Genomic DNA, 12,272 nt, shown 5'->3' on the forward strand with positions numbered 1-12,272 from the left:
GCGTGTGGGTTGCTCGCAGCGACGGCAGCCATGCCGCTCTTCCCATCGGCCGTAATCACGACTGCGAACCCGCGTGCGGGCGAATGGGGCGACATTCGAAACGCATCGTGGTCGTGCGCGCGATCGATCGTTCCCCGAATGCCGCGGGTTCGGTCAGGGGCGCGTCACCGCCGAAACAGGCGGCAATCTCCGGGTGCGCCTGTTTTATCGACGGCCGATGACGGTTCGATGCCACTTGTGAGCTTCTCGGCTGCGCAGCACAGCTGGCGCGGGGCGACCGGTACGGGCGCCACCCCCCGGCCTCGAAGCCTGCGCTGGAGGGCGTGCGTGGCGTCCATGTCGTCCCGTCCGGGATGATCCCGGCGGGACAGGTTTGCGGGAACCGGCTTGCTCTCGAAAGGAGGACGGGGCCCGCAGGTCGGCCGATCGTCGTCCGCTGACGAAGCCCACTGCGGCGCACCGCTCATGAAGCCCCGGGCTCAGGCCGCATCGTCATGTCCGGGCACCAAGGCGGCGATTGTCCGATCAAGGCCGCATATGGCGTCGCACCGAGCCCGATTATCTCGGCGGTTTGTGGATCGGCCGCCATCGTAGGCCCGGTGCGGATGATCGCGACCTGCTTCACGGGGTCTGCCCGAGGATTAGGTCCGACGCGTGCCGGGAGGCCGGGTGGCCTGTGGCCGCCTGGTGGGCGACCGAGCACGCCTCGTAGTGGTCGCCCCTGGCCAGCATGGTCAAGCGCCGCTCGCCGGGAACAGCCTTCCTGACGGCCAGGAGCGCGCGTCCAGACGGCCACGACACAGTCTCGGCACCCGGCTCGGTTTGCGGCTGACCGTACCGCCGCACGCCCTCCCGGTAGATGGCCTCGTAGCGCGACGGCAGTTCGGCCTCCGAGAGCGGACGGCTGAGCCAGATGACCTGCTGCAGGCCCTCGTCCCGGCAGACTTCCAGGATGACCTCGTCCGTATCGATGCCCGCGGCCAGCGGACGGTCGTGGAAGTAGGTCAGCGCCGTGATGTTCGCTTCGCGGTCGACCATCGAGGGCTTCGGCACCGTGTCGACGGGTCCCCAGGACAGGCCAAATGGGGCTTCCTGAGCATGGGCTCCGTGCAGGCAGCCGAGCCAAAGCAGGGTCGACAGGGCGCTGCGTCTCATCGTCGTCTCTCCCTCCGTTGATCCGCGACGTCCCCGCACGTCGTCGCTGGCGCGCGACTGAATCATGGATTGCGATCTCGAGCGGCTCTTCCGGACCGAGCACGATGTAGGCGCCGATGTGAAACTGGCTCTCCCGCGTTTATGGTGCAGCCGGGCGGCGAGTCACGGGGCCGCACGGATCATGAACATCAGGACCGCCCTCCACATCTGAGCCGGTGTCCAAACGCCTGCTGCCCCTCATCCCCGCCGGTCTCGTGGTCGATCAGGTCGACCACGAGCCTGACCAGATCATCATCCGCACCCATCTCCGCGCGACGGCTGCTGCCTGCCCAGGATGTGGAGAGACCTCGGCCAGTCCCCATTCGCGCTACACCCGCACCCTGGCCGATCTCCCGTGGCAGGGTCGGCGCGTCGTCATTGCGGTCCAGACGCGGCGATGGCGTTGCCCGCAGCCATACTGCCCGCGCCATGTCTTCGCCGAGCGCCTCGCCGGCGTTGCTCAGGCCGGCGCACGCCGCACTCACCGCCTCGGCGACCTTCAGCACCACCTCGGTCTCGCACTCGGTGGTGAGGCCGGCGCACGCCTGGCGGGGCGCATCGGCCTGCCGATCAGCCCCGACACGCTGCTGCGCCTCGTGCGAGGTCGTGCGCCCGCGCAGGCCGAGCGCGCACCGCGGGTGCTAGGCATCGACGATTGGGCCTGGCGGCGTGGTCAGCGCTACGGCACGATCCTGTGCGATCTGGAACGAGGCCAGGTCATCGACCTGCTGCCCGACCGCGAGGCCGCCACCGTGGCCGACTGGCTGCAGCGGCATCCCGGCGTCGAGGTCGTGGCTCGTGACCGCGCCGGTGCCTATGCCGATGGTGTGCGTCGCGGCGCCCCCGGGGCGGTCCAGGTCGCGGATCGATGGCATCTGCTCTGCAACGGCTCGCAAGCGCTGGTGCAGGTGCTCGATCGGCACCGCGGCGAGTTCTCCCGTGTCGCGCGAACCATCGTGAGCCGAGCCGCAGCGGAAGCGCCGCCGGTCGAACCCCGTCCGGCTACCAAAGCGCAGCAGCGACAGCGGCAGGGTCAGGCGGACCGGGAGTCCCGCTTCCAGCATGTTGCCGCCCTGGCTCGGGACGGCCAGGGCATCCGCGCCATCGCGCGCGAGACTGGGCTGTCGCGGAACACGGTACGGCACTGGCTGCGAGCCGGTACGGCGCCGACCTGGCACAAGGGCGAACGGGCGCGGATCATCGATCCCTTCGTGCCCTACCTCGTGCGGCGGCTCGACGAAGGCGAGAGCAACGCGACGCAGCTTTGGCGCGAGCTGCAGGCCTCGGGCTTCCGAGGTGGCGTGATGAGCGTCCGGCTCTGCGTTGCTGCTCTCAGGGGCGGCCCGCCGCGGACGCGACCTGCACCTAATCCAGTCTGGCGGCGCCCGTCGCCGCGGCGGGCGGCGCGGCTTCTCCTGAACAACGATGAGCATGGCGAGATGGACGGGCGCTTCCTCGATGCTCTGGTGGCCGCCGTCCCCGAGATCGAGCGTGCGCTTGCGGAGGTGAAAGCGTTCACGGTGATCGTGCGGGAGCAGGATCAGGCCGGGTTCGGTGCGTGGCTGGATCGCTGTCGCGATGGCCCGCTGAGCGGCCTGGCGGAGGGGTTGAGGCGGGATCGGGCCGCCGTGGAAGCTGCGCTCGCGCTGTCCTGGAGCACGAGCCCCGTCGAGGGACAGATCAACCGCGTGAAGACGCTGAAGCGGACGATGTACGGTCGGGCCAAGCTCGACTTGCTGCGTGCCCGGGTGTTGGCAGCGTAACCGCTACGGCTGCACCACAAACGCGGGAGAGCCGTGAAACTGACCCAGTCGCCGACTGAACCCTGACCCAGGCCGTAGGCTGGGCTCCTTCTGCGGGAGGAGGCCCGGATGGTGGGTGAGGAGGCAGCGTTGGAGATCCGGGTGTTGCATCGGCACGGGAAGGGCATCCGCGAGATTGCCCGCGCGACGGGTCTGTCGCGCAACACGGTGAGGCGCTACCTGCGCGACGAGGCGGCGGCGCGCTACAAGGGGCGGCCGCCCCGACCGGGCAAGCTCGATCCGTTCAAGGGCTACGTGGTGGAACGTCTGGCGGCTGCGGCGCCGGAGCGGATCCCGGCCAGCGTGCTGCTCGTCGAGTTGCGCGAGCGGGGCTATGCGGGCGGCTACACGATGCTCAAGGAGTTCGTCGCCGGCCTCGCGCCGGCGCCGACCCCGCAGCCGGTGGTGCGCTTCGAGACTGCGCCGGGCGAGCAGATGCAGGTCGACTGGGCGGTGATGCGGCGCGGCGCCGACCGTCTCTCGGTGTTCGTGGCAACGCTGGGCTGGAGCCGGGCGGCCTACCTGGAGTTCGTGACCGACGAGCGCCTCGAGACGCTGATCGCCGCCCACGAGAACGCCTTCCTGGCCTTCGGGGGCGTGCCGCGCGAGGTGCTCTACGACAACATGCGCACCGTGGTGGTGGAGCGGAACGCCTACGGTCGCGGGCGTCATCGCTTCCAGGCCGGCTTCCTGGACTTTGCCCGCCATTGCGGCTTCCGGCCCCGGCTGTGCCAGCCCGGACGGGCGCAAACGAAGGGCAAGGTCGAGCGCTTCATCCGCTACCTGCGCGGCAGCTTCTACGTGCCGCTGGCCAGCCGGCTGGGCCAGGAAGGGCTGGTGCTCGATCGCGAGGCGGCCAACCTGGCGGCGGGTCGCTGGCTGCGCACGGTGGCCAACCAGCGGGTCCATGCCACGACCGGCGCGGTGCCGGCCGAGCGCCTGGACGTGGAACGGACGCAGTTGCAGCCGGTGCCGCCGCCCTATGGCGGCCGCTCGGTGCGCCAGATCAAGGCCCCGGCGGTGCCGGCTCCCGCCCACCCGGTGGTCGGGCTGCAGCACCCGCTGGCGCTCTACGACGGGCTCTCGGGCCTGATGACGGGAGAGCCGGCATGAGCGACCTGCAGCATGCCCGCCTCGCCGAACTCTGCGGCGAGTTGCGCCTGCAGGCGGTGCCCGCGGCCTACGGCGCGCTCGCGCAAGCGGCATCCGAGCGCGACACGCCCTACGCCGTCTTCCTGGAGGAGGTGCTGCGCGCCGAGCGCGAGGCCCGGCGCACCCGGGCACGGGAGATGTTCGCCCGGGTGGCGGGGTTCCCGGCGGTGAAGACGCTGGAGGGCTACGACTTCGGCTTCGCCACCGGAGCGCCGCGGGCGCAGATCCAGGAACTGGCCAGCCTGGCCTTCGTGGAACGGGCGCAGAACGTGGTGTTCCTGGGTCCGTCCGGCGTGGGCAAGACGCATCTGGCGATCGCGCTCGGCTACCTGGCGACGCAGCGCGGGATGAAGGTGCGCTTCACCAGTGCGGCGGACCTGGTCCTGACGCTGGAGACGGCGCAGCGCCAGGGTCGCCTGAAGGAGGCGATGCACCGGGCGGTGAACCTCTACCGGCTGCTGATCGTCGACGAGATCGGCTACCTGCCGTTCGCGCGCGAGCAGGCGAACCTGTTCTTCCAGGTGGCGGCCAAGCGCTACGAGCGGGGCGCGATGATCCTGACCTCGAACCTGTCGTTCGGGGCGTGGGACCAGGCGTTTGCCGGCGACGCGGTGCTGACGGCGGCGATGTTGGACCGGGTGCTGCACCATGCCAGCGTGGTGACGATCACCGGCGAGAGCTACCGGCTGAAGGACAAGCGGCGCGCCGGACTGGTGGCGCGGCCAGTGCGGGAACCAGACGTTCCTGCGTGAGGGGTGGGTCAGGTTACGATCGGCGACAAACCCAAAGGTGGGTCAGACTTCAATCGGCGTTGACAACGAGACCCCCCGCGGGAATACTCCGAGATCATCGATGTTGGGCTCGAGCACGACTGTGCGCAACCATTCCTTGCAGCGCTGGTTCTCTCGTCGCTATCCCCGGTTCCAGGGCGAGACGGTGTTCTCATCGGCCTCGAACGGTATCGGACTTGCGCCGAGAGCTGCCGGAAGATGGCCGCCTAGCGCGCGAGGCGCTCGTCGAGCGTCTCCCCTCATACCATGTGTCAGCCGTCTCAGGTCGAGGAGATACGTCATGATCGATGCAAGCCAGATCAAAGAGCACATGGAGGTCAAGGCGTCCGATGGGCACCATGTCGGCACCGTCGACCACATGCAGGGATCCGATCAGATCAAGCTGACCCGGAACGATCCGGCCGCGCACGGCGCGCATCACCTCATCCCGCTCGCCTGGGTCGAGCGCGTCGACGCGCATGTGCACCTCAGCAGGTCGAGCCAAGAGGTCATGACGCAGTGGCAGAGCCAAGGCTGAGACCGACCGCTCCTTGCTCCTCTAGCGGCTAAAGGTTCTAGGCTGCCGGGGAGCAGGAGGATCTCATGACGGGACACAGTGCGGACGCCGCGCGCGAGAACGGTTCGACCTTCACCTGGAAGGTCGAGGGGATGGATTGCGCCAGCTGCGTCGGCAAGATCCAAACGGCGTTGGCCAAGTTGCCGGGCGTCAGCGACGTCAGGGCTTCGACGATCACCGAGACCCTGACCGCCACGATCGATCAGACCCAGATCTCCTCAAGGACCGTCGAAAAACGCGTGGCCGGCCTCGGCTACACGCTCACGCGCAAATTGCCGCCATCCCTCACTTCCGGTCCCGAGCACGAGCTGCTCGGCCGCCGCGATGCGAACGCAGCACACGGCTGTGGTGAGCCGGGCTGTGACCAGGACGAGCAGGCACCCCTGACGGCGGCAGACCAGCATGACGGCGTTCTCGCAAAGCAAGGGCACGCACATGGCGAGAGCGCTGACAGGCCTTGGTGGCAGGCCAGCAAGGGCCGTCTGGTCCTGTTCACCGGCGCCATGCTCGCCCTGGCTTGGACGATCAAGCTCAGCGTTCCCGCGCTGGCCTTCTGGGCATTCGTGGGCGCGACGCTGGTCGGGGTCACGCCGGTCGCCCAGCGCGCCATCGCGGCCGCGCGCGCCGGCATGCCGTTCACGATCGAGATGCTGATGTCGATCGCCGCTGCCGGCGCCCTGTTCATCGGCGCCGCGGAGGAAGGCGCCCTCGTCGTGTTCCTGTTCGCGGTCGGCGAGGTGCTGGAGGGCGTGGCGGCCGACCGAGCCCGCGCCGGCATCCGGGCGCTCGGCGAACTCGTCCCGAAAACAGCGTTGGTCGAGGAGAACGGCATCGCCCGAGACGTGCCGGCCGCCTCGCTCACGATCGGCCAGACAGTGCTGGTGCGACCGGGCGATCGCATCCCGGCCGACGGCGTCATCCTCTCCGGCACGTCCGGCATCGATGAGTCTCCTGTGACGGGGGAATCCTTCCCGAGCACCAAAGGGGCGGGGGACGGCGTCTTCGCGGGCTCGATCAACCGCGAGGCGGCACTCCGGGTGCGCGTCGCCAAGGCCGCCGAGGATAACACGATCGCGCGCATCATCCGCCTCGTCGAGGAGGCGCAGGAGGCGCGCGCGCCGACGGAGCGCTTCATCGACCGCTTCTCGCGCTGGTACATGCCGCTCATCGTCGGCCTCGCCCTCCTCGTCGTTCTGGTGCCGCCGCTCCTGTTCGGGGGGGCTTGGTCGACCTGGGTCTATCGCGGGCTCGCGCTCCTGCTGATCGGCTGCCCGTGCGCGCTCGTGATCTCGGTGCCGGCCTCGATCGCATCGGCCCTGTCGGCCGGCGCGCGCCGCGGCTTGCTGATGAAGGGGGGCGCCGTGATCGAGGCGGCGGCGAATACGCAGGTCATCGCCTTCGACAAGACAGGCACGCTGACCGAAGGAGCGCCGCGGGTGACGGACGTCGCGGTCTATTCCGGTAGCGAGGCTGAGGTGCTGCGGCTGGCTGCGGCCGTCGAGACCGGATCGAACCATCCGCTCGCCGTCGCGATCGTGGAGTGGGCCAGGACGACGGGCTGCCGGATCCAGCCCGCCGACGGGGTCAGGGCCGTTCCGGGTCAGGGCGTGACCGGCTCGCTCGGCGGGCAGGAGATCTTTCTCGGTGCTCCGCGCTTTGCCGAAGGCGGTACGACCTGGCCGGCCGGGGCGAGCGAGCGGAGCGCCGCGCTTGAAGCGGAGGGCAAAACCGTCACGGCGCTCGTGGTGGGCGGCCGTTTGGTGGGGCTGATCGCCCTGCGCGACGAGCCGCGTCTCGACGCGAAGTCGGCTCTTGCAGCCCTACAGGATCTCGGCATCCGTCCGATCATGCTCACAGGCGACAACGCGCGCACCGGTGCGGCGATCGCGAGCGCGCTCGGTCTGGAGTTCCGCGCCGAGCAGATGCCCGATGACAAGGTCGCGGTGATCCGGGCGCTCGGGGTGGGGGGCCGGGTCATGATGGTGGGCGACGGTATCAACGATGCACCTGCACTGGCGGCGGCGAGCGTGGGTATCGCCATGGGTTCGGGCACCGACGTGGCCCTGGAGACCGCCGACGGCGCGCTCCTGAGGAGCCACACCTACGACGTCGTGGAGATGATCCGCTTGGCGCGGGCCGCCATGGCCAACATCCGCCAGAACATCGCCGTCGCGCTGGGGCTCAAGGCGGTGTTCCTGGTCACGAGCGTGCTCGGGCTGACGGGCTTGTGGATCGCCATCCTGGCCGATACGGGGGCCACCGTGATCGTCACCGCGAACGCGCTGCGCCTGCTCGGGTTCTTCGGTTCCGGCGGCACGCAGGGCGGGGGCGACACGGCGCAGCCGAGCGAGGCTCTCGAGCCCGCGGCGTGAGCGCGTGCGTCCCTGCCCCGCAGTCCGGGCTCATCGCTGGAGGAGCGGCGGTTGGGCCGGTTCGCTGCCCCGAGGAATGCCGGCGCCGCGGCGAGCCATCAGGCCGTGATCGTCAGGGTGTCGACGCATCTTTTTGCTCCGCCGCCCGCGTCACCGGGACGCTGTGATCGTCCGCTCAGGAAAGAGGAACCGGAATGGGTGCAGGGCATGATCATGGAGCAACCCTCGGCGGCTCGGCCGCGGGGCGGCACCGCGGGCGCTTGGTCTGGGCGCTCGGGCTGACCCTGACCTACATGGCCGCCGAGGTGGTCGGCGGCTTGCTGACCGGCAGCCTCGCGCTCCTGGCCGATGCCGCCCACATGCTCACCGACGCAGGAGGTCTTGCGCTGGCACTCCTGGCGATCCGCTTCGGCGAGCGGCCCGCGACGCCGCAGCGGACCTACGGCTACCTGCGCGCGGAGGTGCTCTCGGCGCTGGCCAACGCCGTCGTGCTCCTCGTCCTCACAATCTACATCCTCTACGAGGCCTACCGCCGCTTCGTCGACCCGCCCGAGGTCATCGGCGGCCCGATGCTGGCGGTGGCGACCGTCGGCCTGGTGGTCAACCTGATCAGCATGCGCCTCCTGTCCGGCGGCTCGTCGGAGAGCCTGAACGTCAAGGGCGCCTACTTCGAGGTGCTCTCCGACATGCTCGGCTCGCTCGGGGTGATCGTGGCGGCGGTGATCGTGATGGTCACGGGCTGGCGGCTGGCCGACCCGATCGTGGGAGCCGGCATCGGCCTGTTTATCGTGCCGCGCACCTGGAGTCTGCTCAGCCAGGTCACCCATATCCTGCTGGAGGGCACCCCGCCCCAGGTTGACGTCGTGCTGCTGGAGCGCCGCTTGGCCGAGATCCCAGGCGTGGCCGGCGTGCACGACCTGCACGTCTGGACCATCACCTCGGGTCTCGACGCGATGAGCGGGCACTTGGTGGTGCCTGGGGCGGGTGACGCCGCCCGCGTGCTGCGCCACGCACGGCAGATCCTGGCGGACGAGTTCAAGGTCGATCACGTCACGATCCAGATTGAGGATGCGGCGCTTCGAACCGAGGAAAAGGCTCTGCGCATCTGAGGGACCTGAGCCGCTCGGCCTCCGCCGCCGATGGTGTGTCCCCGTCGCAATCCAGGAATACGGAACTTCGATGTCAGCTTGGGCCTACACGCTCATCCCAGCCCTCGCGACGGTACTAGGGGCCGCCGTCGCCGCCGTGCGTCAGCCTGGCCCGGCGGTCACCAGCGCCGTCCAGCATCTCGCCGCGGGCGTCCTGTTCGCCGCGGTCGCGGGCGAGATCCTGCCCGACCTCAAGCATCAGCAATCCCCGATCGCGGTGATCGTCGGCGGAGCCCTCGGTGTCGCCCTGATGCTCCTGGTCAAGCGCCTGGGAGAGAAGGCGAAGGGGTCGACCGGGCTCATCGCGACGGTCGGGATCGACATCCTGATCGACGGACTCGTCCTCGGCATCGGCTTCGCGGCCGGGGCGAAGCAGGGCCTGCTGCTGACGGGCGCACTCACGCTCGAGGTACTGTTTCTCGGGATCGCGGTCGCCTCCAAGCTGAAGCAAACGAGCGGCTCTGCGGGACGCGTGGTCGGTACCGTGGCCGGTCTCGCGCTCCTGCTGCCGGTGGGTGCGCTCCTGGGCACGCCGGTCGGTGCGCTGCCCGGGCCCTATCTCGCCGGCTTCTTCGCCTTCGCGCTCGTCGCGCTACTCTATCTCGTCACCGAGGAACTGCTCGTGGAGGCGCATGCCGTACCCGAGCAACCTTGGACCACCGCGATGTTCTTCATAGGTTTCCTCGGCATGCTGGTGATCGAGGAGATCGCCACTTGAGGCGCGCCGGCTCGCGCATCGGCGATCATGCTGAGGGCTGCCTGCGCCTATGGGGCGCACCGCGTAGTGCTATCGAGAAAGAACCGTCACGCCGATGAAGCTCACGGCCTTCAGCCTCTGGGAGGTGGCATCCCACCTCATCGATCTCGCGATCGCCTACGCCCTCGCGGCACCGATCGGGTGGGACCGCGAGCAGGAGGAGCGCTCGGCCGGCATCCGCACCTTTCCCCTCGTCGCGGTCGCCGCCTGCGGCTTCGTGCTGGTCGCGATCCGCGTGCTCGGTGCGGACTCGACGGGCCAGGCCCGCATCCTGGAAGGTGTGATTACGGGTGTTGGCTTCATCGGCGGCGGGGCGATCCTGAAGCATGCCGGGCGTGCCTCCGGCACCGCGACCGCCGCCAGCCTGTGGGCCACGGGCGCGCTCGGGGCGGCGGTGGGCTACGGGCTCTACGACATTGCGGCTATCCTGAGCCTCGTCACCTACCTGACGCTGCGCTACCTTGTGCCGTTGAAGCGGGCTGCGCGCCGCAGCGGAGATGAGCGGGACGAAGCTGATCCTGACGAGGCGGATGGACCTGCGGCGGCTCAGATCTCAGCCGGCTCGCGAGATCAGCCCGTGTCCGCAAGGCCAACGCGCTTCGAGCCAGAGTGTTGAAGTCACGCCACGACTTTGAGAAATCTCGATCTTCCCGCGAACCAAACCTTGTGTCCGGGTGCTGCCGATCGTAGATGAGGCTGCGATGGTCGTATTGCGGCATTCATGGATGAGTGGACCGGCGCGTCCTTGGCGTGCCGTCTTCGCTTGCCTTGTCGCGCTTGTGCTCGCGTTGTCCATCGTCGCCTCCGGCTCTTCCGCATCGGCAAGCCCGCTGCACAGCGACGGCGTGCTGCCGCTGTCATCGCAGCTGGCTCCGGGCGAACCAGGCTCGGACGACACATCTGGCGTAGGCATCCTGCTCCACGCCCACTGCGGCTGTCATCAGGTGATGCGGGCTGAACCAGTCGCGTTCGAGCCGGCCCGGATCGCGGATCGGATCGTTTACTCGATCCAGGTCGAGCCGGTCGCCTCCCGCCCTGCCCCCCCGCTTCGCAGACCACCCAGGGCCTAACTCGTCCCGTCGCTGAGGCGGATTGTGGTCGCTCGCGCCTTCTCCGGGTGCTGAGCGTTGGGGTCATGTGAGATTCGGGACTTTGGCCGCACGTCTTCGCAGCCGACTCCCAGAGGCCCGAGCTAGGTCAACGTCATGCGTGCGTTTCTTATTCTGATTGTTCTGGCAGTGGGTGTCGCGATCGGCGGTGCCGTCCCGCGCGTGTCTCAGGTCATCCAGGGAGCCTTGGCGGCGACGGGCCTGATGAAGACGGAGCCCGTTCCGGAAAACCCAGCGGCTCCGAAGGCCGAAGCCGAGAAGCCGGCCGGCGAGAAGGCGGAGGACCATGCCGCCGAGGGGCAGATCAAGATGTCGCCCGAGCAGATCACCAACCAGGAGATCGCGGTCGCATCGGTCGAGGGCGGTGTGCTCTCACGGCACCTGATGGCGCCCGGCACAATCACGCCGGACATCGACCGGGTCGCGCGGGTCCCCGCCCGGGTCGTCGGCACCGTAGCGGAGATGCTCAAGCGTCTGGGCGATCCCGTGAAGAAGGGCGAAGTCGTCGCCGTCCTCGACAGCCGCGAGGTGGCAGATGCCAAGAGTGAGTATCTGACGGCATCGGTGCGCGCCGAGTTGGAGAAGACCAACTACGACCGGCAGCAGGCGCTCTGGGATAAGCGGATCTCAGCCGAGGCCACGTTCCTTCAAGCACGAGCTACCTATTCCGAAACGCAGCTGCGCCTGAACCTAGCCCGGCAGAAGCTCTCCGCTCTGGGGCTCAACGCGGATGAGGTTGCGGCGGCGCAGAAGCGGGATGAGGCTACCCCGAACCAGTCGAGCCTGCGTCGATACGAGTTGCGCTCGCCGCTGACTGGACGCGTCGTTGAGCGCAAGGTCGACGTCGGGACGACGGTGGGCGGTCAGGGTGACCCGGCCGACCTCTACACAGTCGCCGACCTCTCCACAGTCTGGGTAGAGCTCGCGGTGCCGACCACGGATCTCGCCAAGGTTCGGGAAGGCGCGGAGGTTCTGATCGCCCCCCGAGACGAGGATGCGGGCCAGCGGGCAAAGGGCAAGATCATCTTCGTCAGCCCGATCCTGAACGCTGAGACCCGCTCGGCCCGCGTGATCGCGGCGCTGCCCAACCAGGATTTCAGCTGGCGGCCGGGCACCTTCGTCTCGGCCGAAATCCAGGTCGGCCAGGACAGCGCCAAGGTGAAGGTGCCCCGCGACGCACTCCAGAGCATGGGTAATGAGAAGGTCGCCTTCGTGCGCACCGCGGACGGCTTCGAGCGACGTGATGTCAAAACGGGCAAATCGGACGATGAGTCGGTCGAGATTATTGCCGGTTTGACCCCGGGTGAGGAGATCGCCGTTAAGAACACCTTCCTCCTCAAGGCTGAGCTCGGCAAGGGCGAAGCCGAGCACCACGACTGAGACGGGACGCT

Annotated in this window: 10 protein-coding genes; 9 read left to right on the forward strand and 1 reads right to left on the reverse strand. The window is 68.8% G+C overall.

The features are described from left to right. Positions 1–621: 621 nt before the first annotated feature. On the reverse strand, positions 622–1,155 hold the full coding sequence (locus HPY23_RS26095) for a hypothetical protein (RefSeq protein WP_048447857.1): 534 nt from the start codon (positions 1,153–1,155) through the stop codon (positions 622–624). A 215-nt stretch (positions 1,156–1,370) separates the two neighbouring features. Between HPY23_RS26095 and HPY23_RS26100 the strand changes: the two genes are divergently transcribed. The 9 genes from HPY23_RS26100 to HPY23_RS26140 all read left to right on the forward strand — a co-directional run bounded on the left by HPY23_RS26100 (position 1,371) and on the right by HPY23_RS26140 (position 12,261). After that, entirely contained in the window at positions 1,371–2,957 is a 1,587-nt protein-coding gene (locus HPY23_RS26100; protein ID WP_200601882.1) for an ISL3 family transposase, read from the forward strand. Positions 2,958–3,065: 108 nt separating this feature from the next. Further along, the gene (gene istA / locus HPY23_RS26105) at positions 3,066–4,109 is read left to right on the forward strand and encodes an IS21 family transposase (protein ID WP_091889757.1); all 1,044 of its coding nucleotides are present in this window, start codon (positions 3,066–3,068) and stop codon (positions 4,107–4,109) included. Further along, positions 4,106–4,900 (forward strand): IS21-like element helper ATPase IstB, encoded by a 795-nt coding sequence (gene istB / locus HPY23_RS26110; RefSeq protein ID WP_091889755.1) that lies wholly within the window; start codon positions 4,106–4,108, stop codon positions 4,898–4,900. Before istA ends, istB begins: the two co-directional genes overlap by 4 nt. A gap of 319 nt (positions 4,901–5,219) precedes the next feature. Next, a complete protein-coding gene (locus HPY23_RS26115; RefSeq protein ID WP_048447856.1) occupies positions 5,220–5,456 on the forward strand; it encodes a DUF2171 domain-containing protein in 237 nt (78 codons plus the stop codon). A gap of 65 nt (positions 5,457–5,521) precedes the next feature. Beyond that, positions 5,522–7,867 carry a heavy metal translocating P-type ATPase gene (locus tag HPY23_RS26120; protein WP_048447855.1) on the forward strand — a complete coding sequence of 782 codons (2,346 nt, stop codon included), beginning with the start codon at positions 5,522–5,524 and terminating at the stop codon, positions 7,865–7,867. Between the two features lie 194 nt (positions 7,868–8,061). After that, positions 8,062–8,976 carry a cation diffusion facilitator family transporter gene (locus HPY23_RS26125; RefSeq protein ID WP_048447854.1) on the forward strand — a complete coding sequence of 305 codons (915 nt, stop codon included), beginning with the start codon at positions 8,062–8,064 and terminating at the stop codon, positions 8,974–8,976. A 70-nt stretch (positions 8,977–9,046) separates the two neighbouring features. Further along, the gene (locus HPY23_RS26130; RefSeq protein ID WP_091889752.1) at positions 9,047–9,733 is read left to right on the forward strand and encodes a ZIP family metal transporter; all 687 of its coding nucleotides are present in this window, start codon (positions 9,047–9,049) and stop codon (positions 9,731–9,733) included. 94 nt (positions 9,734–9,827) lie between these two features. Next, positions 9,828–10,388, forward strand: a complete 561-nt coding sequence (locus HPY23_RS26135) for an MgtC/SapB family protein (RefSeq protein WP_091889750.1) — start codon at positions 9,828–9,830, stop codon at positions 10,386–10,388. 589 nt (positions 10,389–10,977) lie between these two features. After that, positions 10,978–12,261 carry an efflux RND transporter periplasmic adaptor subunit gene (locus tag HPY23_RS26140; protein ID WP_091889747.1) on the forward strand — a complete coding sequence of 428 codons (1,284 nt, stop codon included), beginning with the start codon at positions 10,978–10,980 and terminating at the stop codon, positions 12,259–12,261. Positions 12,262–12,272 lie beyond the last annotated feature (11 nt).

The sequence above is a fragment of the Methylobacterium ajmalii genome (genome assembly GCF_016613415.1).
In the GTDB taxonomy this organism is placed as follows: Bacteria; Pseudomonadota; Alphaproteobacteria; order Rhizobiales; family Beijerinckiaceae; genus Methylobacterium; species Methylobacterium ajmalii.

What these genes read in the sequence shown, in the direction of transcription:
- HPY23_RS26095 (WP_048447857.1), bottom strand. Translation starts at nt 1,155, where the DNA reads ATGAGACGCAGCGCCCTGTCGACCCTGCTTTGGCTCGGCTGCCTGCAC.
- istA (WP_091889757.1), top strand. Translation starts at nt 3,066, where the DNA reads ATGGTGGGTGAGGAGGCAGCGTTGGAGATCCGGGTGTTGCATCGGCAC.
- istB (WP_091889755.1), top strand. Translation starts at nt 4,106, where the DNA reads ATGAGCGACCTGCAGCATGCCCGCCTCGCCGAACTCTGCGGCGAGTTG.
- HPY23_RS26115 (WP_048447856.1), top strand. Translation starts at nt 5,220, where the DNA reads ATGATCGATGCAAGCCAGATCAAAGAGCACATGGAGGTCAAGGCGTCC.
- HPY23_RS26120 (WP_048447855.1), top strand. Translation starts at nt 5,522, where the DNA reads ATGACGGGACACAGTGCGGACGCCGCGCGCGAGAACGGTTCGACCTTC.
- HPY23_RS26125 (WP_048447854.1), top strand. Translation starts at nt 8,062, where the DNA reads ATGGGTGCAGGGCATGATCATGGAGCAACCCTCGGCGGCTCGGCCGCG.
- HPY23_RS26130 (WP_091889752.1), top strand. Translation starts at nt 9,047, where the DNA reads ATGTCAGCTTGGGCCTACACGCTCATCCCAGCCCTCGCGACGGTACTA.
- HPY23_RS26135 (WP_091889750.1), top strand. Translation starts at nt 9,828, where the DNA reads ATGAAGCTCACGGCCTTCAGCCTCTGGGAGGTGGCATCCCACCTCATC.
- HPY23_RS26140 (WP_091889747.1), top strand. Translation starts at nt 10,978, where the DNA reads ATGCGTGCGTTTCTTATTCTGATTGTTCTGGCAGTGGGTGTCGCGATC.